The following is a 22,720-nucleotide window of genomic DNA, read 5'->3' as shown; positions in this document are numbered from 1 at the left end:
GCCGCCGCTGCCGCCGCGAGCGCCGGGGCCGCGGCATCGCGCCGCGGATCGCGGTCCGTGGGGTCGACAGCGGCGAACGGCTCGGGCGGCACCGGCGGAACGTCGAGCGCACATTGGCTTGGCTCGCCCAGCCCCGCCGCCTCGCGGTCCGGCACGAGCGTCGCGCCTACGTCCACCTCGCCCTGACCACCCTCGGATGCGCCATCGTCTGCATAAGGCAGGTCAGGCGGTTTTGTCCCTGATCCTAAGAACGTGAGGGCAGCCACCCTCCCCCCGCGTCCGCAACTCTGCCCCCGCCTCGGTGTTGATGCGGAAAGATGCGGAGGAGGGCATGTCCATGCGACTGAGTGGAACGGTGTTGGCCGGGCTGCTTTTGGCAGGCCCGGCCTTGGTGCCGGGGGCGTTGGCGCAGCCCGCGTCGCCTGGCTTGGTGTATTCGCAGCCGCTGTCGCCCGCGGCGTTGACGCAGGTGCAGGAACGGTTGCGCCAGGTGGGCGCCTACAACGGCCGCGCGGATGGCATCTGGGGGCCGGACAGCCAATCGGCGCTAGAACGCTTCCAGCAGAGCCGCGGCCTCCAAGTGACGGGCCAGCTCAACCAAGCCACGGCCGCGACGCTCGGCCTCAACCCCGCCGAACTGACGGCCGTACGGCCAGGCGCGCCCGGCACAGGTGTTGACGCCGCCCCAGCCGCCGCCGCCGCGTCGAACGCCTTGAGCAGGGCTGCCGTGCGCAACGTGCAATCCCGACTGCGCGCCCTCGGTTTCTACCGCGGGCAAGTGGACGGGGCGTGGGGCGCCGGGACGCAGGCCGCGATCGAGCGGTTCCAGCAGGGCCGCGGGCTGCAATCCACCGGGCAGATCAACCCGGCGACGGCACAGGCCCTGGGCCTCGACCCGAACAACCTGGAGGCGCCGTACCGCTGACCCGGCTCCGCGGCGGCAGGGTTCGTCACCCTTTGGCCAGTCAGGGGCGGCGAAGCCGCACCACTCCTTCGTCCTGGCCCAGGAAGGCTCGACCACGTTGTGCGGAGTGCTGGCTATGCGGCGAGGTGGGCGGACTGCGCGGGGGTGCAAGGCTCGATACCGCGCGCAGCGACGAACAGCGCAGCGCCGGCCCGGCAATCCGAAACCTTTCGCCGCAGGCCTCGTCCCGGCCTTTCGCTGGTTGGGGAAAAGCCAAAACGGCCATCGAAGCGGGGGCTATGTCAGGCCTGCCGCTCCACCAGCATCTGCCGGATCTTGCCGATCGCCGCCGCCGGGTTGAGGCCCTTCGGGCAGGCGCGGGCGCAATTCATGATGGTGTGGCAGCGGTACAGCCGGAACGGGTCTTCCAGGTAGTCCAACCGCTCGCCCGTCGCCTCGTCGCGGCTGTCAGCGATCCAGCGATAGGCCTGGATCAGCACCGCGGGCCCGAGATAGCGGTCGCCATTCCACCAGTAGGACGGGCAAGCGGTGGAGCAGCAGAAGCACAGGATGCACTCCCACAACCCGTCCAGCTTGGCGCGCTCCTCCTTGGACTGGCGGCGCTCGGCGTCGGGCGGCGGCGGCGTGTCCGACTTGAGCCAGGGCTCGATGGAGCGGAGTTGCGCGTAGATCTGCGTCAGGTCCGGCACCAAGTCCTTCACCACCGGCATGTGCGGCAGCGGGTAGATGCGTACGTCGCCCTTCACGTCGTCGATCGGCTTGAGGCAGGCGAGGGTGTTCAGCCCGTCGATGTTCATCGAGCAGGAGCCGCAGATGCCCTCGCGGCAGGACCGGCGGTAGGTGAGGGTGGTGTCGATCTCGTTCTTGATCTTGGTGAGCGCGTCCAGGACCATCGGCCCGCACTTGTCGAGGTCGATCTCGAAAGTGTCGAGCCGCGGAGTGGCGTCGCTGTCCGGGTCCCAGCGATAGATCTTGAACGTTTTGAGGTTTTTCGCGCCCGGCTCCGCCTTGAAGGTCTTGCCTTCGGTGATGCGCGAGTTCTTGGGCAGCGTGAAAGTGGCCATGGCCTAAGCGTCGTTCCTCAATAAACCCGCGCCTTGGGCGGGAAGACCTGCACGTCGTTGGTCAGGGTGCGCATCTTCACGTCGCGGTAGTCGAGCTTGACGTTCCCGCGCCCGTCCATCCAGGCCAATGTGTGCTTCATCCAGTTCTCGTCGTCGCGCTCGGGGTAGTCCTCTTGCGCGTGGGCGCCGCGACTCTCCTTGCGCGCCTCGGCGCTGACGACCGTGGTGAGCGCGTTGCCGATCAGGTTCTCCAGCTCCAGCGCCTCCGTCAGGTCGCTGTTCCAGATCATGCTGCGGTCGGCGATGCGGACGTCGGCGTAGCCGCCCTGGATGTCGCGCATCTTCTGCACGCCTTCGCGCAGCAGGTCGCTGGTGCGGAACACCGCCGCGTGCTCCTGCATGGCGCGCTGCATCTTCAAACGTAGTTCGCCGACCATGGTGCCGCCCTTGGCGTGGCGCACGCGGTCCAGCCGGTCGAGCGCCCCTTCGCCGGCCTTCGGCGGCAGCGGCGCCTGCGAGCCGCCGGGCTTGATTGTCTCCTTGGCGCGGTGCGCCGCGGCGCGGCCGAACACCACGAGGTCGAGCAGCGAGTTGGTGCCGAGGCGGTTGGCGCCGTGGACGGAGACGCAGGCCGCCTCGCCCACCGCCATCAGGCCGGGCACCACGCGGTCCTGGTCGTCCGGCGCGGGGTTCAGCACCTCCGTGTGGATGTTAGTCGGGATGCCGCCCATGTTGTAGTGGACGGTCGGGAGCATCGGGATCGGCTCCTTGGTCACGTCCACGCCGGCGAAGATCTTCGCCGTCTCGGAGATGCCGGGCAGCCGCTCGTGCAGCAGGTCCGCGCCGAGGTGCTCCAGGTGCAGGTGGATGTGGTCCTTCTGCGGCCCGACGCCCCGGCCCTCTCGGATCTCCATGGACATGGCGCGCGACACCACGTCGCGGGAGGCGAGGTCCTTCGCGGTCGGCGCGTAGCGCTCCATGAAGCGCTCGCCCTCCGAGTTGGTGAGGTAGCCGCCCTCGCCCCGCGCGCCCTCCGTCACCAGGCAACCGGAGCCGTAAATGCCCGTCGGGTGGAATTGCACGAACTCCTGGTCCTGCAACGGGATGCCGGCGCGCAGCGCCATGGCGTTGCCGTCGCCGGTGCAGGTGTGGGCGGAGGTGCAGGAGAAGTAGGCGCGGCCGTAGCCGCCGGTCGCCAGCACGGTGGTCTGGGCGCGGAAGCGGTGGATGGTGCCGTCCGCCAGGTCCCACGCCATCACGCCGCGGCACACGCCCTCGTCCATGATCAGGTCGAGGGCGATGTACTCGACGAAGAACTCGCAGTTGTGCTTCAGGCTCTGCTGGTAGAGCGTGTGCAGGATGGCATGGCCGGTGCGGTCGGCGGCGGCGCAGGCGCGCATGGCCGGCGTCTTGCCGTAATTCTGCATGTGGCCGCCGAAGGGCCGCTGGTAAATGCGCCCGTCCTCCGTGCGGCTGAAGGGCACGCCGTAGTGCTCCAGCTCGATGATCGCGGGGATAGCCTCGCGGCACATGTACTCGATGGCGTCCTGGTCGCCGAGCCAGTCCGACCCCTTCACGGTGTCGTACATGTGCCAGCGCCAGTCGTCCTCGCCCATGTTGCCGAGCGCGGCTCCCACGCCGCCCTGCGCAGCGACCGTGTGGCTGCGGGTCGGGAAGACCTTGGTGATGCAGGCGGTTTTGAGCCCGGTCGCGCCCATGCCGAAGGTCGCGCGCAGGCCGGCGCCGCCGGCTCCCACCACCACCACGTCGTAGGTGTGGTCGACGATGCGGTAGGCCCCGCGCGAGGGGCTGGAAGGCGGCTGGGTGATCGCGTTCATCGTCCTGGATTCCCTGCGGCCCGCCTCAAATCGCCATCCGGAGGACCGCGAGGGCGGAGGCCAAAGCCAACAAACCACATATGGTGTTCACGGCCAGGATCGCACCCATCCGCGCCCACTCCCGATTCACATAGTCGTCCAGGATGACCTGCGCGCCGGCCGCGGTGTGGTGGAACGACAGGCCGATGGTGGCCAGCAGCAGCACCGCGTTGTGCGGCCGCCCGATCCACGCGACCGTTTCTGCATGGGACGCGCCGGCGAGCAGCGCGGCCGACAGCGCGAACCAGATGGTCAGCGGCAGCAGCAGCACAGAGGTGACGCGTTGCAGCCACCAGTGGTGCGTGCCGGACTTTGCCGAACCGAGGCCGCGCACCCGTCCGAGCGGCGAACGCAGCGTGGTGTGGCCTGCGTATTCGTGACCCGCCATGGTCCGTCCTCCCCTACGCCCAAGCCATGACGGCGACGATCCAGGTCAGCACCGTCATGACGGCGGTGCCGATCAGGACGATGCGGCCGGAGCGGTAGGTGGTCGGGATGTCGTAGCCGTAGCCAGCGTCCCAAGCGAGGTGCCGCACGCCGTTCAGCGTGTGGTACCAAGCCGCCCCCGTCATGCCGAAGAGCACCAGCAGGCCGAGCCAGGACGACAGGAACCACTGCACGGTGGCGAAGGCAGAAGGTCCAGACGCCGCGGCCACCAGCCACCACACCAGCAGCACCAGCCCCAAGCCCCAGGCCGCGCCGGTGATGCGGCTGGAGATGGACAGCGCGCTCGTCAGTTGCAGCATGTCGTAGACTTGCAGGTGCGGCGACAGCGGCCGCTTGACGGCCGAGCCGTCGGTGCGGCGGCCGGCCATGGTGGCCTCCCGCGAATCCTGCATGATCGACATGGGGTCTCGACTCCGGTCTTCGGCGGCGCACTAGCGCCCTGATTCGGCGCCACATCTATGGTGTCGCCGCGGAAAGCGTCAATCGGACGCGCCCGCGTGTCCGGTCGCGGAGCGGGAGGTGGAGGAAAGTCGGCTCCCCACCCGCGACCGAGCCGACCGCGGACCCCGCCCGGTACGTTCCGAAACCGCCATGTGCCGCCCGCGTGCCGCTTCGCTCGGCGCGCCCGTCAGATGCCCGGCGACACGAGGACGCTGGACAGGCCGGAGGCCAGCACGGCGCGCAGGTCAGCCTCCGAGAGCGCCACGCACCCCTCGGTGGGCGCCAGGTCCGGGCGCGCCAAGTGCAGGAAGATGGCGCTGCCGCGCCCGCGCCGCACCGGCGCATCGTTCCAACCGAGCACGCCGACGATGTCGTAAACGCGGTCCTCGCGCCACATCCGCTCGTGGCGCGCCGGATGGGGCAGGCGGACGGCGCGGTTGTAGTCCGGGTGCGCCGGGTCGTCGCACCAGCCGTCGCTCGGCGAGAGCGGCTCCACCGGGACGCCACAGGACGGGACGGCGACCCGGTCGGCGCGGTAGAGGACGCGCCGCAGGGGCAAGTCGCCGACGGGCGTGGCGCCGTCGCCTTCCCGCTTGTCCGCGCGGATGCCGCCGCGGCCCAGCGCGCAACGGAAGGTCTCGCGGCCGAGGCGGAACAGACCGTCCGGGGTCACCACCGCCTGCACGGGTCAGCCCAGCAGGTGGCCGAAGCGGCGGGCCTTTGTTTCGAGGTAGCCATCGTTGACGCCGTTGGGCGCGAAGGCGTGCGCTTCCCGCCCCTCCACCCGGATGCCGCACGCGGCCAGCCCCGCCAGCTTGTCGGGGTTGTTGGTCAGCAGCCGGACGCGGTCCACGCCGAGGCGCTCCAGCATGGCGGCGGCGACCAGGAAGTTGCGCTCGTCGGCGCCCCAGCCCAGCGCCCGGTTGGCGTCGAGCGTGTCGAGGCCGCCGTCCTGCAGGCTGTAGGCGCGCAGCTTGTTCACCAAGCCGATGCCGCGCCCTTCCTGGGCCAGGTACAGCAGCACGCCCGCGCCCTCCTCCGCCATGCGGGCGATGGCCCCGCGGAGCTGGGAGCCGCAATCGCAACGGAGCGAGCCGAGCAGGTCGCCCGTGAAGCATTCGGAGTGCAGGCGCGCCAAGGGCGCCTTCCCGCCGGCGCGCGCCACTTCATCCGGCCGGCCTATCAGGATCGCCAAGTGCTCGACGCCGCCGTCGGCCGCGCGGAACGCGACCAGCCGCGCGTCGGCGGCGCCGTCCAGCGGCACAGCGGCTTCCGCGACCGGCCAGAGCGAGGCGGCCGCGCCGGCCGGGTAGGCGAGGACGTCCGCCGCTCCTACCTCCAACAACCCCTCCGCTTCCAGCGAAGCCGGCGCCGCGGACGCCGCCACCACGGCCGGCAACAAGCGCGCCAATTTCGCGAGCGCGAGGGCGGCAGGGGCCAGTAGCGGCGGGTCGCGGAACGGTTGCGGCAGGTCCGGGAACTCCAGCCCGACAGTGGGGTCCGCCAAGCCGCGGAGGGCCATCGGGTCGAGCAAGGCGGACGGGAGGCGGAACGCCGCGAGCTCCGGCGACGCCAATGGCAAGGGCACCACCTGCGCCGAGCCGGGCGGGACCGTCGCCCGCACCAACGCGGCGGCGCGCGCGGACGCCACCAGGAGCATCGGCGAATCGGCCGCGCAGGCCGCGATCTCGGCCAAGCCGCCCGCCCCGACCGTCTCGGCGCTAACGATCACCAATACGTGATCATTGCCGTTTAGCAAGATGGGCGTGCCGCGCCGGAGATCCGCGGCGGCGCGATGCACCGCCCGCAAGGATCGCGCAGCCGCGTCCATCGGCGCGGGAGATTTCGATTTCAACCTGTTCTGCACGATCGGACAGCCATATGGGTTACAAGGGAGGCGGCCGACCCGGTGGTGGCACCAACAGCATACCGCTCTCGCAATATGGCGCCGCCAAGGCGTATACAACCGCCCCGATGTTGGACCAGCAACATAGGAATGGCTCTTTCATTTTTGTTGTGTTACGAACAGCTCTTGACACACCCGCCTCAGGTTCGCCATCGAACGGAGTCAGTTCAGGCGCAAGACATATGAGACGCCCCTTCCCTCGCTTGGAGATGGCATGGCCGGCCCACGCCCGTTGCTGATCGTCGACGACGACGCCGCGTTGAGACAAACGCTGGCCGAGCAACTTTCCCTCGATGGCGAGTTCGCGCCGGCCGAGGCGGAGACCGCCAAGGACGCCGAACAGCTACTGACCGGGCCGGAGGCCCGCTACGACGCCGTGCTGCTCGACATCGGGCTGCCGGACGGCGACGGGCGGGAGTTGTGCGCCCGCTTGCGCAAGCAGGGCCTCAAGATCCCCGTGATCATGCTGACGGGGGCGGACGCGGAGCAGGACGTGGTGCGCGGGCTGGACGCCGGCGCCAACGACTACATCGCCAAGCCCTTCCGCCTCAACGAGCTGCTGGCCCGCGTGCGCGCCCAGCTCCGCGTCTTCGACAACTCCGAGGACGCGGTGTTCACCATCGGCCCCTACATGTTCCGCCCCTCGGCCAAGCTGCTGCTGGAGCCGGCCAAGAACAGGAAGATTCGCCTCACCGAAAAGGAGAGCGCGATCCTCAAGTTCCTGTACCGCGCCTCCGGCCGCCCGGTCGGGCGGCAGGTGCTGCTGAACGAGGTGTGGGGCTACAACTCGGCGGTGACCACGCACACGCTGGAGACGCACATCTACCGCCTTCGGCAGAAGATCGAGCCCGACCCGGCCAACACCCGCCTCCTGCTCACGGAAGGCGGCGGCTACCGGCTGGACGCCCAGGCGGGCCAAGCGGCGGCCTGACGCCGCCGTCGCGCGCCGTCACTCGTCGCGGCGCGGCCGGGCCAGCAGCCGCGCCATGGCCTCCGCCACCGTCACGCGGCCTGCGAGCAGATCCGCCACCGCTTCGCAAATCGGCAACTCGACCCCTGCCGCCGCCGCGCGCGACACCAGGGCCGGCGCGGTGGCGACGCCCTCGGTCACGCCGACCCGGCCAGCCAGCACCGCTCCCAGGCTCCGCCCGCGCCCGAGTTCGACACCGAGGGAGGTGTTGCGGCTCGCCTGCCCCGCGGCGGTGAGCAGCAGATCGCCGAGCCCCGACAGCCCGGCCACGGTTTCCGCCCGCCCGCCGAGCGCGACCGCCAAGCGGGAAATTTCGGCGAGGCCGCGCGTCACCAGCGCGGCGCGCGCGTTCTCACCCAAACCGGCGCCGATCACCGCGCCCGCGGCGATGGCGATGACGTTCTTCGCCGCCCCGCCCACCTGCACGCCCACCGGGTCGTCGCTGCCGTAGAGGCGGAAGCCGGGCGAGCCCAGCAGTGCCGCCGCGCGCTCGCGCAAGCCGGCGTCGAGCCCGGCGACGACCGCGGCAGCGGGGAGGCCGGCGGCGACCTCGTGCGCGAAGTTCGGCCCAGAGAGCACGGCGGCGGCGAGACCGGGTCGCGCTTCCGCGACCGCCTCCAACGGCAGCTTGAGGCTGCCCGCCTCGACGCCCTTGGCGACGACGACCAAAGGTGGAACCGCCGGCGGCAGCGCAACCAGCACGGGCCGCAGGTGCTGCGCCGGCACCGCCAGCACCGTAAGCGTGGCGCCGGCCAGCGCCACCGCCATGTCCGCGGTGACGCCGATCGCGGGCGGCAGGGCCGCGCCGGGCAGGTGCCGGGCGTTTTCCCGCGCGGCCTCCATCGCGGCAGCCCGCGCCGGGTCCCGGGCCCAGAGCGAAACCCGTGCCGCCCCCGCCCGCGCCGCCTGGATGGCCAGCGCCGTGCCCCAGGCGCCGGCGCCCAGCACGCACACACCGCTTCCGCCCCTTGCCGCCGGCATCCGCTACTCCTCCGCGACGCGGGTGACGGCCCACCCCTGGCCAGCCTCGCCCGCGCCCAAGCGCCCCTCCAACGCGGCCAGGACTCCGCGCGCCTCCGCCTCGAAGCCCCAGGGCGGATTCGTCACAAGCAGACCGCAGCCGTTCAGGCGGGCGGGGTCGGTCGGTTCGCGCAACCACAACTCGGCCGCGACCGCGTCCCGCAGCCCGGACGCTTCCACCGCGGCGTGGAAGGCGCGCGCCGGCGCCCGGTGCTTGATGGGGTACCACGCGGCCTGCACCGCGCCCCGGAATCGCCGCGCCACCACGGATAGGCCCTCGGCCAAGCGCTCGAATTCGCCCGGCCGCTCGAAGGGCGGGTCCATCAGCACCAAGCCCCGCCGTTCCGGGAAGGGCGTGAGCGCCCGCAAAGCCTCCCAGCCGTCGCGTCGATGCACCGACACGCGCGGGTCGGCGCGGAAGCGGGCACGGAGCGCCGCGTGCTCCTCTGGGTGCAGTTCGACGCAGACCAGCCGGTCCTCCGGCCGCAGCAATGCCCGGACCAACTCGGGCGAGCCGGGATAGCGGGCCGGCGCACCGGAGTCCCGCGCCAGCGCCGCGTAATCCGCCAACGGCCCTTCGGTGACGCCGAGCAGGCGGCCGATGCCGGCCTGCCACTCACCGCCGCGCCGCGCCGCCTCCGACCCGAGGTCGTAGGCGCCCGCGCCGGCGTGGGTGTCCAGCACGCGGAACGGCGCCGGCTTGCGGCCGAGCGCCCGCACGATCCAGACCAGCAGGGAGTGCTTCAAGCAGTCGGCGAAGTTGCCGGCGTGGAAGGCGTGGCGGTAGTTCATGGACGGCGAGGCGGGCGCTGTCGCTGGCCCGCGACGGAGGCGGAAGGCGCCCGGAGGGCCATGACCGTGGCGCCTCCCCCGTGCTGGGGGCCGTGGCCGACGCGGCGAAAACGGCGATCCGGGGTCCTGCGCACGGATGTCGAGCCGCCCCGGGCCGGCGCCGTCAGGCGTTCGTCACGGGCTGCGCCAGGATCGCGTTCTGCAGGTTCCGCACCCAACTGTTGTAGTTCCGGTGTATGGACGTGCCGTCTTAGTCGAGATTGCTGCTCGAGACGTAGCGGATGGCGAAGCGCTGCGTGTCGTGCGGGATGCCCATCACGGCTTGGTGCTTGCGCAGGTTCAGCGTGCCGCGCACGAGGCCGGGGCCCCGCGGCTCCATCCGCCAGCCGAGCCCCGCCCCGGCCCGGCGGACCTGGTCGGCGCGCCGCGACAGGGTGCCGCGCCCGGTGAATTCGCCGCCCCCGTCCTGGATGGGGGCCGTGCGCACGCAAGCCGCGAGCGCCGCGGCGGCGCCCAGCGCGGGCAACAGGATGAGTTCGCGTCGATTCGCCGTCATCGCGCCCTCCGAGGAGGCAGGCCACGCCCCGGCGGTGCCGGGGGTGGCCACGGCCGCCGTGACGGGGTCAGGAGCACTGCCGGCGCGGAGCCTGCCCGTTCCGGAAAAGGCCCTCAACCCCGCCCAGGCCGAACGTTCCGCCGCAGCGCAGCCGACGCATCCGGGGCAGCGGAGGCCTGGGAGGAAAAGGGGTACGCCGGCTCCGGGGTGCCCTCCCGCTCCGCGCCGCGAGCCGAGGGGCGATGCCGCCGGAGCGCGTCAAGGTCCGGTGACGCGACCTGCCGCACCGCGCCGCGCCTCTTCCGGCACGCACAGCGCGGCGACGGCCGGTGCCACCTCCGCCGGTCGCCGCAGCCCCGCCGGGTCCTCGCCGGGCATGGCGACGGTGCGCAGTTGCGTGGCGACCGGGCCAGGGTCGAACAGCGACACGCGGAGCGGCGTGCGCGCCGTCTCGGCGGCCCAGGCGCGGACCAGGTGCTCCTGCCCCGCCTTGCCTGCGCCGTAGAGGCCCCAGTAGGCGCGCGGCTCCGCCGCCACCGCGTCGGTCAGCACCACAGCGCGCCCCGCCGGCGCGGCGCGCAGCGGCGGGTCGCAGCTCCGGATCAGGCGCCAGCAGGCGGACAGGTTCACCGCCACCGCCTCCTGCCAATCGCGCGGCTGGATGTGCGCCACCGGCGTCAGCTTGGCGAGCACCCCTGCGGCATGGACGAGGATGTCGAGCCGCCGGAAGCGCTCCACGATGGAGGGGCCGAGCATGTCGATCTTCTCGGCCTGCTTCGCCAGGTCGAGCGGCAGCAAGGTCGCGGCGCCGCCTGTGGCGCGGACCGCGTCGTCCGTTTCCTCCAGCCCGCCTTGGGTGCGCGCCGTCAGAACGCAATGCGCCCCCAGCCGCGCCAGTTCCACCGCCACCGCAGCGCCGATGCCGCGTGAGGCGCCGGTGACGAGCGCCACCGAGCCGGCGAGCGGCCTGTCTGTCATTGGCTGACCTGGAGCAAAGAGAGTTGGCGGTCCGCCGCGTTGCCCATCGCGTCCGTCAGCGGGATGGCGTAATCGCCGGTGAAGCAGGCGTCGCAGAAGCCCGGCCGCTCCATGTCGCGCCCCGGCTTGCCGAGCGCGCGGTACAGCCCGTCCAGCGAGATGAAGGCGAGGCTGTCCACGCCGATGATGCGCGCCATCCCCTCCAGGTCGTGCTGGGCCGCCATCAGCTTCGCGCGTTCCGGCGTGTCGATGCCGTAGTGGCAGGAGTGGGTCGTGGGCGGCGAGGAGACGCGCATGTGCACCTCCCTGGCCCCGGCCGCGCGCACCATCTCCACGATCTTGCGGCTGGTGGTGCCGCGCACGATGGAGTCGTCCACCAGCACCACGCGCTTGCCCTCCAGCGCCGGCCGGTTGGCGCTGTGCTTCAGCTTCACGCCTAGGTGGCGGATCTGGTCCGTCGGCTCGATGAAGGTGCGGCCGACGTAGTGGTTGCGGATGATGCCCAGCTCGAACGGGATGCCCGCTTCCGCCGCGTAGCCCATCGCCGCCGGCACGCCGCTGTCCGGCACCGGCACCACCACATCCGCCGGCACGCCGCTCTCGCGCGCCAACTCGGCACCGATGCGCTTGCGCGTGCCGTAGACCGGCGTGCCCTCCACCACGCTGTCGGGGCGGGCGAAGTAGATGTACTCGAAGACGCAGAAGCGGCTCTGCTGCCGGCCGAAGGGCTTGATGCTGCGCACGCCCGCGTCGTCCACGATGACGATCTCGCCCGGGTCCACATCGCGCACGAATTCGGCGCCGACGATGTCGAGGGCGCAGGTCTCGCTCGCCAGCACCCAGCCCGGCCCGCCCTCCGCCTCGCCGGGGGCGCCGCCGAGCCGGCCCAGCACCAGCGGACGCACGCCCAGCGGGTCGCGCGCGCCGATCATGGCGCCGTTGTGGAGCGCCACCAGGCTGTAGGCGCCCTGCACCTGCTTCAGCGCGTCGATCAACCGGTCCGCCACGGTGGAGTAGAGGCTGATGGCGATGAGGTGGATGAACACCTCCGAGTCCGTGGTGCTCTGGAACAAGCAGCCGCGCTGCACCAGGGCGCGGCGCAGCCCGTGCGCGTTGGTCAGGTTGCCGTTGTGCGCCACCGCGAAGCCGCCGAAGGCGAAGTCGGCGTAGAGCGGCTGCACGTTGCGCAGCGCCGTCTCGCCGGTGGTGGCGTAGCGGTTGTGGGCCAGGGCGGCGCGGCCCCGGAGCGAGGCCATCACCTTGGCGTCGCCGAAGTTGTCCCCGACCAGCCCCTGCCCCTTGTGGGAATGGAAGATGCCTGCCTCGTCCAGGCTGACGATGCCCGCCGCCTCCTGCCCCCGGTGCTGGAGGGCGTGGAGGCCCAGCGCCGCCAGCGCCGCCGCGTCCGTGGCGTTCCACACGCCGAAGACGCCGCACTCCTCATGGAACTTGTCGTCATCGCCCGCCGGCCAGGGGCGGGTGGACATCTCATTCATGGAGGTTCTCACGTCCGATTCCGCGCCGGCGGGCGGACCAAATCATTGAAGCCCGGGTCGGGCAAGGACGGCGGGGCCACCAGCTTGGCCCGGTAGTCGGGCGGCAGTTGCTCCATCAACCAGCGCGCTCCCTCGGCGACCACCGGCAAGGACCGCGCCTGCCGCACCGGCTCCGGCCACCGCTCCGGTTCGGACAGGACCATTCCGCCCAGGATATAGGCGACCACCACCAAGAATGCACCCCAGGCCAAGCCGAACACCATCCCGAGGGCGCGATCAGTCCCGCCGAGCGCCGAGTCCTGCACCCGCCGCGCGATGGCGGCGATGGCGATCTTCAAGGCGACCAGCACCACCAGGAAGACGCCCGCGAGGGCGATGGCGTCGGCGATCCAGGGCGTTTCCACCGATGGGAGCAGGTACGGGGAGAGCACGGGCTGCAACGCCAGCGCGGCGAAGGCGGCGCCGACCCAGGCCCCGATCCCCAGCACCTCCTGCACCAACCCACGGAACAGCGCGACGACCGCCGAGAGGGCGAGCACCGCCAGCACCACGCCATCGACCCAGTTCATCGCGGGGGCGACATAGCGGAGAGGGGCAGGAAAGTCACGCCGGCTTGGCCACCGCGGCCGCCCTCGCCGGCCCCTCCCCGCCGCGCCGGACGGTCTTCTCCGCGAAGGACGCGACCAGGTCGGCCAAGTGCCCGGTCTCGGTCAGCCGCAACCCGTCCAGCGCCACCGGGGGCCGCCCGCCGCGGGCGAGGCGCCGGGGCAGCACGGCGGCGGCGAATCCGAGCTTCTGCGCCTCCCGAAGCCGCGCCTCGGCCTGGGCCACCTGCCGCACCTCGCCCGACAGGCCGACCTCGCCGAAATAAACCGTTTCGGCATCCGTCGGCCGGTCGGTGGCCGCGGAGGTGAGCGCCGCCGCCACGGCGAGGTCGGCCGCCGGCTCGGCGATGCGCAAGCCGCCCGCGATGTTGAGGTAAACATCGTTGGCGCCGAGCGTGAGGCCGCAGCGCGACTCCAGCACCGCCAGCAGCATCGAGAGCCGCCCGGCGTCCCAGCCGACCACCTGACGCCTGGGCGAGCCGCCGGCCGAGGGCGCCAGCAGCGCCTGCACCTCCACCAGCACCGGCCGCGTCCCCTCGACCCCGGCGAAGACCGCGGAGCCCGAAACGTTGCCGCGCCGCTCCGCCAGGAACAGGGCGGAGGGGTTCGCCACCTCCACCAAGCCGCGGTCCGTCATCTCGAACACGCCGATCTCGTCGGTGGCGCCGAAGCGGTTCTTCACCGCGCGCAGGATGCGGAACTGGTGGCCGCGGTCGCCTTCGAAGTAGAGCGTGGCGTCCACCATGTGCTCCAGCACCCGCGGGCCGGCGAGCGTGCCCTCCTTGGTGACGTGCCCCACGAGGATCACGGCGAAGCCGCGCGTCTTGGCCAGCCGGATCAGCTCGGCGGCGCAGGCCCGCACCTGGGCCACCGTGCCCGGCGCGCTGTCCAGGGCGTCCAGCCACATGGTCTGGATGGAATCGATCACCACCAGCGCGGCATCTGCCTCCCGCTCCAGGCTGGCGGCGATGTCGCGCAGCGCGGTGGCGGCAGCGAGGGCCAAGGGAGCGCCCTCCAATCCAAGGCGGCGGGCGCGCAGCCGAACCTGCTCCACCGCCTCCTCGCCGCTGACGTAGAGCACGCGCCGCCCGGCCGCCGCGACGCGCGCCGCGGCCTGCAACAGGATGGTGGACTTGCCGATGCCCGGATCGCCGCCCACCAGCACGGCCGAGGCCGGCACGATGCCGCCGCCCAGCACCCGGTCCAACTCGGCGATGCCGGTCGGCACGCGCGGCGGCGGGGCGGCGGTGCCCTCCAACCCGACGAACTCCACCCGGCGCCCGCCGCCGGCCTTGGCCGCGGGGCCGCTCGGGCGCGGCGCGGGCGCTTCTTCCTGGAGGGTGTTCCACCCGCCGCAAGCTTCGCACTTGCCCTGCCATTTCGGGTGCGTGGCGCCGCAGGCTTGGCAAACGAAGAGGGTGCGGTTCTTCACTCGACCTCCGGGAACGGGCGTGCCGTCGCCCTGGACGCGTCGGGCACCGCGGCACGAAATAGGAACATCGACGATATAGGCGTTTCGGAACCCGCTGTCCCCACCGGCGCGTCCGTGGTTCCGCGCACGATGCGGCTGTAGAATCTCGAAGCGAAACCGGCTACCGAAAGTTGGGTTTTCAGGAAAAAGCGACGCTTCCCGTGTCCGCCGATGTCGAGAGCGTCGCCGCCGCTCCGCGCCCCGCCCAGGGCCAGCCGGCCCCGTGCCGCGCGTCCCGCAGCCTCCGCGAGATCCTGATCCTGCTGGTGGCGGCCGTGGCGCTCCCGCTGATCACGCTCAACGTCGCCGCCGTGTCGTCCGGCCAAGCCCGGGCGCGCGCGCGGGCCGAGGCCGAACTGCTCGAACGGGTCCGCGGACTGGCGCACCGGCTCGACGCGGAGTTCCGCGTGGCGCAGGCGACGCTGGACGGCCTCGGCGCCTCCGCCGCGCTCGCCGGCGGCGACCTCGAAACCTTCGAAGGCGAGATGCGCACCGTCTCCGCCCGGAACGGGGGCGCCCCCGTCACGCTGGTCAACAGGGCCGGGCGGGTCGTGCTCACCACGGCCTGGGCACCGGGCGAGCGGCGCGTCGGCGTGCCTGCGCCGGAGGACGCGCGGCGGGTGGTCGCATCGGGCAAGGCGGAGGTGAGCAACCTCTTCGCCGGGACCGTCACCGGGCGGGCCGCCATCGGCGTCGGCGTGCCCGTGCCGTCCCCGGCCGGGCCGCCCGGACACGGCCTCGGCCTTTCCTTCTCCCGCGAGCGCCTGGCGGCGATGCTGCTCCAGGCGAATCCGTCCGCGGCCGAAGGCGAGGTGGGCATCCTCGCCGACCGGACCGGCCGCATCGTGGCGCGCACGGTCAACGACGCGGAAACCGCCGGCCTGCCCGGCCGGCCGGAGGTGGTGGCCCGGCTCCACGCCGCCCCGGAGGGCCTCATCCGCGGGCTTCCGACGCGGGAAGGCACGCCCGCGGTGATCGCCTTCGCCCGCGCGCCCCTGAGCGGCTACCACGCCGTGCTCACCATGCCGGAGGCGAGCTTCGAGGCGCCGCTGCGCGCGGAGCTGCGGCGGGCGTTGCTCGGTAGCGCGCTGGCGGTGGCGGTCGGGCTCGGCTTGGCGCTCGCGCTGGCCCGGACGGTGATCCGCGCCTTCGGGCGGGTGGCGGCGGCGGGCGGCGACGCGGCGCCGACGCCGGCTTCCACCGGCCTGCGAGAAGCCGATCGGCTCTTGGGCGCCCTGGCCCGGGCGGCCGCGGAACGGCGGCAGGCCACCGAAGGCCGGATGCTGCTGCTGCGGGAGGTGGACCACCGTGCGAGGAACGCGCTCGCCGTCGCCCTCTCGCTGGTGCGGCTCACGCCGCGCCGGGACGCGGCGGAATTCGCGTCGGCGGTGGAAGGCCGCATCGCCGCCATGTCCCGCGCCCACTCCCTGCTGGCGGCCGAGAGCTGGCGCGGCGTGGACCTGGCCGCGCTGGTCGGGACGGAACTCGCGCCCTACGCGGACCGTGTGCGGGCGGGCGGTCCCCCGGTCCGGCTCGCCGCGGACGCGGCGCAGCCCGTCGGCATGCTGCTGCACGAACTCGCCACCAACGCCGCCAAGCACGGCGCCCTGTCGGCGCCCAGGGGCCGGGTGGAGTTGGAATGGGGGCTCGACGACGGGGATGGCGCGCTGCGCCTGACGTGGCGGGAGCGGGGCGGCCCGGCGGTCGCGCGGCCGGCCCGGGCCGGCTTCGGCACCCGCTTGCTGGACACCTTGGCCGGGCGCCAACTCGGCGCGACGCTGGCGCGCGACTGGCGAGAGGAAGGTCTCACCGCGACGCTCAACCTGCCGGCCAGGCACGCCGCCCCGGCTTGAGCCGCGTGGAACTCAACCGTCGCGGCGGATCAGGAAGCCGTTTGGCACGCGCTCCATCCCGAGCCGGGGGTAGTAGCCCATGGCCGAAGGCGTGGAGAGCAGCAGCACCATGCAGCCGGGGCCCACGGCGCGCTTGGTTTCCGCGAGCAGCAACCGGCCGAGCCCGCCGCGCTGCCGTTCCTTCGTCACGACGAGGTCTGACAGGTAGCAGCACCACGCGAAATCGGTGACGCTGCGCGCCGCGCCAAGCAGTTGCCCCGCGTCGTCGCGCGCCGTGACCACCAGGTCCGCCCCGGCCAGCATCGCCGCCATGCGAGGCAGGTCGTCCACCGGCCGGTCGAGGCCGGAGGAACGGACCAGCGCCGCGTACTCCGCCGCCTCGAGCCGCCCTTCCTCCCGCGCCAGAACCACGCCGGCGGGCGGGCGCGCGAGGCCCGCCCAGGCGGCGTGGCCGGCGAGGAAGGGCGGCGGCGCGTCGCCGCTCAGGCCGCCATCCGCTGTTCAAGCGTCGGCGCCACGTCCGCCAGCGTCACACGCCGCAGGTCGCGCGGGTAGGTGGCATCCTCGTAGGGCCGGGCGCGGTGCATGGTGGCGCGGTTGTCCCACATCACCAGGTCCCACTGCCGCCACGTGTGCGCGTAGACGAACTGGCGCTGGGTGGCGAACTCCACCAGCCAACGGATCAGCGCCATCGCCTCCGGCACCTGCCAGCCCTGGATGCGGCCGATGTGCGACGACAGGTAGAGCGAGTGCCGCTGCGACCCCGGGTGCCAGCGCACCAAGCGCTGCGGCACCGGCGCGAAGGCCTTCTTCTCCTCCTCGGTGTAGTCGGCGAAGCCGAGCTGGCCGCGGGAGAAGATCAGGCTGTGCTCGGTGACGAGGTCGCGCACCTTCGCCTTCGTCTTTTCCGGCAGCGCGTCCCAGGCGGCGCGCATGTCGGCGAACTCGGTGTCGCCCCCGTCGGGCGGCACCACGCGGGCGTGCAGCATCGAGTACTTGGCCGGCGTCGCCTTGAAGCTGCTGTCGCTGTGCCAGAGCTGGTTGCCCAGGTTGAACATCCGGCGCCGGTCGTCGGCGGCGAGCAGCTTGCCGTCCACGTCGAGGTTGGAGATGTCGTTCATCGCCCCGTGCTTAAGGCGGTGCTTGTGCGCGTCCACCGTGCCGCGCGTCGTCTCCAGCGGGCCGAGCGCCTCGCCGAAGGCCATTTGCTGGTCGTCGTCCAGTTCCTGGCCGCGGAACACCAGCACCGCGTAGCGGTCCATGGCGCGGTCGATCTCGGCGCAGACCTCCGGGCCGGGCGTCCGGCGCAGGTCCAGGCCGCCGACCTCGGCGGCGAAGAGCGGGTGGAGCGGGGTGAGTCGCAGCGGCATTGTTCCCTCCTCGGCGCTCGTGGCGGCGTCGTGGGGGAAGGTAGCGCCTGCCAAGCGGGAAGGGTCAAGGCGGCGGTTAGGCCTCGCGCCTAAGACGCTTGCCTCGGGCGCCGCGCCAACTTTGCCACGGTTAAGCGCACGAGTTCGAGAAGCAGGCCCGAATCGTATATTATCTTGCTTGGATCGCTCCGGTCGACGCGCTGGAGTAGGCCACAGACAAAACCTGTATACAGCACCTACATTGGCGCGAGCTTCCGTTTGACTAAACGTTGTAGCGCCATCAATCGCCTTTCTACCAAGTTTGTCGAAATGCTCACTGGATCGACCAGGATGTCTATGAAGGACGCATAGCGTAAAGTGTTTATAGGGCTGTGATAGAGGGAGTTAAGGACACTCAGCTCTTCCCTCAAAGATGGTTTGAGGTCATTTAAGCTGAACTCACGCAATACTTGCTCTGCAAGTTTTGAGACATTATGACCAAACGTCTTCTTTAGTTCTGGTTTGTGTTTTTCGTAATCTTTCATCAACAACAAGGATTTGAGTATGACTTCAAGTCCTTGGCAAAGCAAATAAAGTACTGCATACCGATCTCTACCATCCTTTTCTTTCAAGAACGCTGCTGCAAGTAGGAAGCTCTGACCTCTTTGGTACATCAAGCGCGCACGCATTTTTTTGGCGTGAGGCGTCCAGCCTCCACTGCTGATTCGCGGCATAGGACTCGATTTCGATGGCATGTGTGGGAGCCACTTCCTTACCGCCGCAACTCCATCTGTATCGGCCCCTCGCGCTCGCCCCTGGCGAACTGGTCCACCATAGCGTTGCCGGTCTCGCCCAGCATGGCCGCCGGGCCGGTCCAGACGATGCGGCCGTGGTGGATCATCGCCGCCGTGTCGGCGATGCGCCGGGCGCTGGCCATGTCGTGGGTGATGGAGAGCGCCGTCGCGCCCAGGCGCTTCACCACGTCCACGATCAGCCCGTCGATCACCGAGCCCATGATGGGGTCTAGGCCAGTGGTCGGCTCGTCGAAGAACACGATGTCGGGCCGCGCCGCCACCGCGCGGGCGAGCGCCACGCGCTTCTGCATGCCGCCCGAAAGCTCCGCCGGGTAGAGGTCGCCCACGGAGGCGGCGAGGCCCACCTGCCCCAGCACCTCCGCCGCCCGGTCGCGCGCCGCCGCGCGGGTGATCCGCTTCTGCGCCAGCAGCTTGAAGCAGACGTTCTCCCAGACCGGCAGGCTGTCGAACAGGGCGCCGTTCTGGAACAGCATGCCGATGCGGTCCAGCACCTCGCGGCGCTCGCCGCGCGGCATCCGCAGCACGTCGCGCCCGTCGATCTCGATCACGCCCGCGTCCGGCTCGATCAGGCCGAGGATGCACTTGATCGTCACCGACTTGCCGGAGCCGGAGCCGCCCAGGATCACCGTCCCGTGCTGGGCCGCGACGTCGAGGTCCACGCCGTCGAGCACCTGCTTCGCGCCGAAGGCCTTGCGCAGCCCGCGCAGACGGATCTTGGGGAGCGCCGTGCCGTCCCTCATCGCGCGAAGAACACCTCGGTCAGCGCGTAGTCGAGCGCGAGGATGAGGATGGACGAGGCCACCACCGCGAGCGTCGTCGCCCCGCCCACGCCCTGCGCGCCGCCGCGGCTGGTGTAGCCGCACCACGTCCCCATCGTCCCGATGACGAAGCCGAACACGCCCGCCTTCGCCAGGCCGGAGACCACGTCCATGGTTTCGAGGTAGTCGAAGGTGGACTTCAGGTAGGCGGCCGGGACGAAGCCGAGCTTGTAGGTGCCGATCAGCCAGCCGCCCATGACGCCCAGGATGTCCGCCACCAGCACCAGCAGCGGCAGGGCCAGCGTCGCCGCCAGGATGCGGGGCGTGACGAGGTACTTCATCGGGTCGGTGGACAGGGTGGTCAGCGCGTCGATCTGGTCGGTGACGCGCATGGTGCCGATCTCGGCAGCGAAGGCGGCGCCGATGCGCCCCGCCACCATCAGCGCCGCCAGCACCGGCCCCAACTCGCGCGTCAGGCTGATGACGACGACGCTGGCGATGGCGGACTGGGCGTTGAAGCGGGCGAAGCCGGTGTAGGATTGCAGCGCCAGCACCATGCCGGTGAACACCGCCGTCAGCGCCACCACCGGCAGGGAGAACCACGCGATCTCGACGAAGGCGCGCCAGAACAGCCGCCAGTAGAAGGGCGGGCGGAACAGGTGCGACGCCGCTTCCAGTGCGAAGAGCCCCACCTCGCCGGTCGCGCGGCAAGCGCCGATCGCGGCGCGACCCAGCGCCGCCAGGGGGTCCAATACGATCGAAGCCATCAAGCCGAGACGTATTCGCGGCGGTATCGGTTGCCGAGGGACGTCAGGATTTCGTAGCCGATGGTCCCGGCGCGCGCCGCCAGGTCGTCCGGCGTCAACCCGTCCGGCCCGATCAAGGTGATGGCGCCGCCGGGCGCGAGGCCCGGCGCGTCGGTCGCGTCGAAGGCGATGAGGTCCATGGATACCCGGCCGATCAACGGCACGGACCGTCCGGCGAACACGCCGAAAGCCCGGCCCGAAAGGGCGCGAAGGTAGCCATCGGCGTACCCGGCGGCAACCGTGGCCACCCGCGTCGGCCGCGTTGCCGCCCAGGTTGCGCCATAGCCCACCGTGTCGCCCTGTGCGATCTCCCGCACCTGGAGGACGGGCGCGTCCAGCCGCACCGCCTGCCGCACCGGGTTCGGCCGCCCTGGCGTGGGGTTGATCCCGTGAAGCGCGCAGCCCGGTCGGGCGAGGTCGGAGGCGAAGGCCGGGCCGAGGAACATGCCCGAGGAATTGGCGACGCTGCGCGGGATGCCCGGGGGCAGGCGGGCGCAGATCGCGGCGAAGCGCGCGGCCTGCGCCGCGTTCAGCGGGTGTTCCGGCTCGTCGGCGCAGGCGAGGTGCGTCATCAGCCAGCGCAGGTCGAGGCCGTCGAGGCGCGACGGGTCCGCCGCGACGGCCTCCTGCTCCCGCGCGTCGAGGCCGAGGCGGCTCATGCCGGTGTCGAGGTGCAGGATGGCCGGGGCCGCCCTGCCCCGCTTCCTCGCCGCGGCGGCGTGCGCCTCCACGTCTGGCAGGCCGTTCAGCACCGGCAGCAGTCCGGCATCCCCGTCGGCATCGGGAACGAAGCCGTTCAGCACGGCGATCACCGGCCCCGGCCCGATCGCCTCGCGGAGCGCCACGCCCTCCGCCAGATGCGCGACGAAGAAATGGCGGCAACCCGCGTCCCGCAACGCCGGGCCGACGCGCGCGGCGCCCAGGCCGTAGGCGTCCGCCTTCACCACCCCGGCGACCGCGCCCTTCGGGTGCAGGTCGCGCAGCAGGCGCCAGTTCGCCGCGATCGCGGCGAGGTCTATGGTCAGCCGCGCTTCAATAGGCGTCGGCCTGGGAATGCACCTGGTCGAGGTCGCCGAAGCGGGTGAACTCGGCCTCGAAGAACAGGCGGATGGCGCCGGTGGGTCCGTGGCGCTGCTTGGCGATGATCAGCTCCGCCTTGTTGTGCGCCTGCTCCATGTCGGTCTGCCACTTCTGCATGGCGTCCTGGAACTTGCCGTTGTCGTCGAAGGCCAACTCCTTGGGCTGGCGCTGGGCGAGGTAGTAGTCGTCGCGGTACACGAACATGACCATGTCGGCGTCCTGCTCGATGGAGCCGGATTCGCGCAGATCGGACAATTGGGGCCTCTTGTCCTCGCGCTGCTCCACCGCGCGGGAAAGCTGGCTCAGCGCGATCACCGGCACCGAGAGTTCCTTGGCGATGGCTTTGAGGCCCTGGGTGATCATCGAGATCTCCAGCACCCGGCTTTCCGGCCGCGTGCCCGCCGCGGGGCGCATGAGCTGGAGGTAGTCCACCACCACCAGTTCCAACCCCCGCGTCCGCTTCAGCCGCCGGCAGCGGGTGCGGAGCGCCGAGATGGTGATGGCCGGAGTATCGTCGATGACGATCGGGATGGTCGCCATCTCGCGGCTGACCTCGACGAAGCGGTCGAAGTCGCGCTGGGAGATGTCGCCGCGGCGGATGCGGTCGCCGGAGATGCGGGCCTCTTCGGACAAGAGGCGGGTGGCGAGCTGGTCGGCGCTCATTTCCAGGGAGAACAAGGCGGCGACGCCCTTCGGCACCGCGTTCGGCCCCTTCTCCTGCGCTTCCCGCACCAGGGCGCGCGCGGCGCCGAAGGCGATCTTGGTGGCGAGCGCGGTCTTGCCCATGCCCGGACGCCCGGCGAGGATCACCAGGTCGGAGGGGTGCAGCCCGCCGGTCTTGGCGTCCAGGTCGCGGAGGCCCGAGGGCAGGCCGGAGACGCCGCCGGGGGTGGAGAAGGCGCGCTCGGCGGCCATCACCGCCGTCGCCAGCGCCCGTTCGAAGGTGATGACGCCGCCGCCCGAGCCGTCGTCCTTGGACAAATCGAACAGGCGCTGCTCGGCGGCTTCGAGCTGCCCCTTGCCGTCCAGCTCGGCCTCGGCCCCGAAGGCGCGGTTCACCACCTCCTCGCCCACGTCCACCAATTGGCGGCGGAGCCAGCAGTCGTGGACCAAGCGGCCGTACTCGCCGGCGTTGATGATGCCGATCATGGCCGAGAGGAGCTGCGCCAGGTAGGCGGGGCCGCCCACCTCGTCCAGCTCGCCGGAGTGCTCGAATTCCGGGCGGAGGGTGACGACGTCGGCGAGCTGGCCGGCCTCCACCCGCCGCTGGATGGCGCGGAAGATGCGGCCGTGGATCGGGTCGGCGAAGTGCTCCGCGGCCAGGAACTCGGAAACCTGTTCGTAGGCCTTGTTGTTGGCGAGCAGGGCGCCGAGCAGCGCCTGCTCCGCCTGCGGGCTCTGCGGCGGGACGCGCTGCGACAGGCCGAGCAGGCCGCCGCCCGGGATGCCGTTGCCGTCGCCGAATCCGGGCGCGATGATCGTGTTCATGGCCGGAGTCTAAACCAGTCCGA

The 22,720-nt window shown here is 71.5% G+C and carries 23 protein-coding genes and 1 pseudogene; 4 read left to right on the top strand and 20 right to left on the bottom strand.

Annotated features, from left to right (window positions below; all coding sequences use genetic code 11):
* Both ABD067_RS09700 and ABD067_RS09695 read left to right on the top strand, forming a co-directional pair.
* Positions 1–242, top strand: a pseudogene (locus ABD067_RS09700) (IS5/IS1182 family transposase); the annotation flags it as partial.
* A 95-nt stretch (positions 243–337) separates the two neighbouring features.
* Entirely contained in the window at positions 338–925 is a 588-nt protein-coding gene (locus ABD067_RS09695) for a peptidoglycan-binding domain-containing protein (RefSeq protein ID WP_343895047.1), read from the top strand.
* A gap of 281 nt (positions 926–1,206) precedes the next feature.
* On the opposite strand, the gene ABD067_RS09690 is transcribed toward ABD067_RS09695, so the two are convergent.
* The 6 genes from ABD067_RS09690 to ABD067_RS09665 form a co-directional block, all read right to left on the bottom strand.
* On the bottom strand, positions 1,207–1,989 hold the full coding sequence (locus ABD067_RS09690) for a succinate dehydrogenase iron-sulfur subunit (RefSeq protein ID WP_343895046.1): 783 nt from the start codon (positions 1,987–1,989) through the stop codon (positions 1,207–1,209).
* 17 nt (positions 1,990–2,006) lie between these two features.
* Complete coding sequence (gene sdhA, locus ABD067_RS09685; protein WP_343895045.1) at positions 2,007–3,827, bottom strand: succinate dehydrogenase flavoprotein subunit; 1,821 nt, start codon at positions 3,825–3,827, stop codon at positions 2,007–2,009.
* Between the two features lie 25 nt (positions 3,828–3,852).
* Positions 3,853–4,254 carry a succinate dehydrogenase, hydrophobic membrane anchor protein gene (gene sdhD / locus ABD067_RS09680; RefSeq protein WP_343895043.1) on the bottom strand — a complete coding sequence of 134 codons (402 nt, stop codon included), beginning with the start codon at positions 4,252–4,254 and terminating at the stop codon, positions 3,853–3,855.
* Positions 4,255–4,267: 13 nt separating this feature from the next.
* Positions 4,268–4,714 (bottom strand): succinate dehydrogenase, cytochrome b556 subunit, encoded by a 447-nt coding sequence (gene sdhC / locus ABD067_RS09675; RefSeq protein WP_343895042.1) that lies wholly within the window; start codon positions 4,712–4,714, stop codon positions 4,268–4,270.
* A 227-nt stretch (positions 4,715–4,941) separates the two neighbouring features.
* Complete coding sequence (locus ABD067_RS09670) at positions 4,942–5,427, bottom strand: L,D-transpeptidase family protein (RefSeq protein WP_343895041.1); 486 nt, start codon at positions 5,425–5,427, stop codon at positions 4,942–4,944.
* A gap of 15 nt (positions 5,428–5,442) precedes the next feature.
* Positions 5,443–6,486 carry a GTP cyclohydrolase II gene (locus ABD067_RS09665; protein ID WP_343895052.1) on the bottom strand — a complete coding sequence of 348 codons (1,044 nt, stop codon included), beginning with the start codon at positions 6,484–6,486 and terminating at the stop codon, positions 5,443–5,445.
* A gap of 388 nt (positions 6,487–6,874) precedes the next feature.
* Between ABD067_RS09665 and ABD067_RS09660 the strand changes: the two genes are divergently transcribed.
* Positions 6,875–7,591, top strand: coding sequence for a response regulator transcription factor (locus ABD067_RS09660; protein WP_343895040.1), 717 nt, complete (start codon positions 6,875–6,877; stop codon positions 7,589–7,591).
* 18 nt (positions 7,592–7,609) lie between these two features.
* On the opposite strand, the gene ABD067_RS09655 is transcribed toward ABD067_RS09660, so the two are convergent.
* The 7 genes from ABD067_RS09655 to radA form a co-directional block, all read right to left on the bottom strand.
* Complete coding sequence (locus ABD067_RS09655; protein ID WP_343895039.1) at positions 7,610–8,611, bottom strand: NAD(P)H-dependent glycerol-3-phosphate dehydrogenase; 1,002 nt, start codon at positions 8,609–8,611, stop codon at positions 7,610–7,612.
* 3 nt (positions 8,612–8,614) lie between these two features.
* Positions 8,615–9,442 carry a 23S rRNA (adenine(2030)-N(6))-methyltransferase RlmJ gene (locus ABD067_RS09650; protein WP_343895038.1) on the bottom strand — a complete coding sequence of 276 codons (828 nt, stop codon included), beginning with the start codon at positions 9,440–9,442 and terminating at the stop codon, positions 8,615–8,617.
* Between the two features lie 250 nt (positions 9,443–9,692).
* Positions 9,693–9,998 carry a hypothetical protein gene (locus tag ABD067_RS09645; RefSeq protein ID WP_343895037.1) on the bottom strand — a complete coding sequence of 102 codons (306 nt, stop codon included), beginning with the start codon at positions 9,996–9,998 and terminating at the stop codon, positions 9,693–9,695.
* Positions 9,999–10,256: 258 nt separating this feature from the next.
* The gene (locus tag ABD067_RS09640; RefSeq protein WP_343895036.1) at positions 10,257–10,976 is read right to left on the bottom strand and encodes an SDR family NAD(P)-dependent oxidoreductase; all 720 of its coding nucleotides are present in this window, start codon (positions 10,974–10,976) and stop codon (positions 10,257–10,259) included.
* Positions 10,973–12,472, bottom strand: coding sequence for an amidophosphoribosyltransferase (gene purF / locus ABD067_RS09635; protein WP_343895035.1), 1,500 nt, complete (start codon positions 12,470–12,472; stop codon positions 10,973–10,975). Before purF ends, ABD067_RS09640 begins: the two co-directional genes overlap by 4 nt.
* 8 nt (positions 12,473–12,480) lie before the next feature.
* Positions 12,481–13,041: a CvpA family protein gene (locus ABD067_RS09630; RefSeq protein ID WP_343895034.1), complete on the bottom strand. Its 561-nt coding sequence runs from the start codon at positions 13,039–13,041 to the stop codon at positions 12,481–12,483.
* Positions 13,042–13,075: 34 nt separating this feature from the next.
* Positions 13,076–14,509 (bottom strand): DNA repair protein RadA, encoded by a 1,434-nt coding sequence (gene radA, locus ABD067_RS09625; protein ID WP_343895033.1) that lies wholly within the window; start codon positions 14,507–14,509, stop codon positions 13,076–13,078.
* A gap of 200 nt (positions 14,510–14,709) precedes the next feature.
* Between radA and ABD067_RS09620 the strand changes: the two genes are divergently transcribed.
* Positions 14,710–16,401 (top strand): HWE histidine kinase domain-containing protein, encoded by a 1,692-nt coding sequence (locus tag ABD067_RS09620; protein WP_343895032.1) that lies wholly within the window; start codon positions 14,710–14,712, stop codon positions 16,399–16,401.
* 12 nt (positions 16,402–16,413) lie between these two features.
* On the opposite strand, the gene ABD067_RS09615 is transcribed toward ABD067_RS09620, so the two are convergent.
* From ABD067_RS09615 to ABD067_RS09585, 7 genes are all read right to left on the bottom strand, one after another.
* The gene (locus ABD067_RS09615; protein ID WP_343895031.1) at positions 16,414–16,812 is read right to left on the bottom strand and encodes a GNAT family N-acetyltransferase; all 399 of its coding nucleotides are present in this window, start codon (positions 16,810–16,812) and stop codon (positions 16,414–16,416) included.
* Between the two features lie 71 nt (positions 16,813–16,883).
* Positions 16,884–17,771 carry a TauD/TfdA dioxygenase family protein gene (locus ABD067_RS09610; RefSeq protein ID WP_343895030.1) on the bottom strand — a complete coding sequence of 296 codons (888 nt, stop codon included), beginning with the start codon at positions 17,769–17,771 and terminating at the stop codon, positions 16,884–16,886.
* A 236-nt stretch (positions 17,772–18,007) separates the two neighbouring features.
* Positions 18,008–18,484: a hypothetical protein gene (locus ABD067_RS09605; protein WP_343895029.1), complete on the bottom strand. Its 477-nt coding sequence runs from the start codon at positions 18,482–18,484 to the stop codon at positions 18,008–18,010.
* Positions 18,485–18,522: 38 nt separating this feature from the next.
* Positions 18,523–19,305, bottom strand: a complete 783-nt coding sequence (locus ABD067_RS09600) for an ABC transporter ATP-binding protein (RefSeq protein WP_343895028.1) — start codon at positions 19,303–19,305, stop codon at positions 18,523–18,525.
* Entirely contained in the window at positions 19,302–20,090 is a 789-nt protein-coding gene (locus ABD067_RS09595; RefSeq protein ID WP_343895027.1) for an MlaE family ABC transporter permease, read from the bottom strand. The genes ABD067_RS09600 and ABD067_RS09595 overlap by 4 nt, the downstream gene beginning before the upstream one ends.
* Positions 20,090–21,184 (bottom strand): alanine racemase, encoded by a 1,095-nt coding sequence (alr, locus tag ABD067_RS09590; RefSeq protein WP_343895051.1) that lies wholly within the window; start codon positions 21,182–21,184, stop codon positions 20,090–20,092. The genes ABD067_RS09595 and alr overlap by 1 nt, the downstream gene beginning before the upstream one ends.
* Complete coding sequence (locus ABD067_RS09585) at positions 21,162–22,697, bottom strand: replicative DNA helicase (protein ID WP_343895025.1); 1,536 nt, start codon at positions 22,695–22,697, stop codon at positions 21,162–21,164. Before ABD067_RS09585 ends, alr begins: the two co-directional genes overlap by 23 nt.
* Positions 22,698–22,720: the final 23 nt, after the last annotated feature.

The organism is Craurococcus roseus, from assembly GCF_039523795.1.
Lineage (GTDB): Bacteria > Pseudomonadota > Alphaproteobacteria > Acetobacterales > Acetobacteraceae > Craurococcus > Craurococcus roseus.
The sequence above is the reverse complement of the archived record's forward strand: the minus strand, read 5'-3'. Positions and strand labels throughout refer to the sequence as shown.

Bases quoted from the DNA above. Each gene is read 5' to 3' on its own strand.
- ABD067_RS09695 (WP_343895047.1), top strand. From the start codon at position 338: ATGCGACTGAGTGGAACGGTGTTGGCCGGGCTGCTTTTGGCAGGCCCG.
- ABD067_RS09690 (WP_343895046.1), bottom strand. From the start codon at position 1,989: ATGGCCACTTTCACGCTGCCCAAGAACTCGCGCATCACCGAAGGCAAG.
- sdhA (WP_343895045.1), bottom strand. From the start codon at position 3,827: ATGAACGCGATCACCCAGCCGCCTTCCAGCCCCTCGCGCGGGGCCTAC.
- sdhD (WP_343895043.1), bottom strand. From the start codon at position 4,254: ATGGCGGGTCACGAATACGCAGGCCACACCACGCTGCGTTCGCCGCTC.
- sdhC (WP_343895042.1), bottom strand. From the start codon at position 4,714: ATGTCGATCATGCAGGATTCGCGGGAGGCCACCATGGCCGGCCGCCGC.
- ABD067_RS09660 (WP_343895040.1), top strand. From the start codon at position 6,875: ATGGCCGGCCCACGCCCGTTGCTGATCGTCGACGACGACGCCGCGTTG.
- ABD067_RS09655 (WP_343895039.1), bottom strand. From the start codon at position 8,611: ATGCCGGCGGCAAGGGGCGGAAGCGGTGTGTGCGTGCTGGGCGCCGGC.
- ABD067_RS09650 (WP_343895038.1), bottom strand. From the start codon at position 9,442: ATGAACTACCGCCACGCCTTCCACGCCGGCAACTTCGCCGACTGCTTG.
- ABD067_RS09645 (WP_343895037.1), bottom strand. From the start codon at position 9,998: ATGACGGCGAATCGACGCGAACTCATCCTGTTGCCCGCGCTGGGCGCC.
- ABD067_RS09640 (WP_343895036.1), bottom strand. From the start codon at position 10,976: ATGACAGACAGGCCGCTCGCCGGCTCGGTGGCGCTCGTCACCGGCGCC.
- purF (WP_343895035.1), bottom strand. From the start codon at position 12,472: ATGAATGAGATGTCCACCCGCCCCTGGCCGGCGGGCGATGACGACAAG.
- ABD067_RS09630 (WP_343895034.1), bottom strand. From the start codon at position 13,041: ATGAACTGGGTCGATGGCGTGGTGCTGGCGGTGCTCGCCCTCTCGGCG.
- ABD067_RS09610 (WP_343895030.1), bottom strand. From the start codon at position 17,771: ATGCCGCTGCGACTCACCCCGCTCCACCCGCTCTTCGCCGCCGAGGTC.
- ABD067_RS09605 (WP_343895029.1), bottom strand. From the start codon at position 18,484: ATGCCGCGAATCAGCAGTGGAGGCTGGACGCCTCACGCCAAAAAAATG.
- ABD067_RS09600 (WP_343895028.1), bottom strand. From the start codon at position 19,305: ATGAGGGACGGCACGGCGCTCCCCAAGATCCGTCTGCGCGGGCTGCGC.
- ABD067_RS09595 (WP_343895027.1), bottom strand. From the start codon at position 20,090: ATGGCTTCGATCGTATTGGACCCCCTGGCGGCGCTGGGTCGCGCCGCG.
- ABD067_RS09585 (WP_343895025.1), bottom strand. From the start codon at position 22,697: ATGAACACGATCATCGCGCCCGGATTCGGCGACGGCAACGGCATCCCG.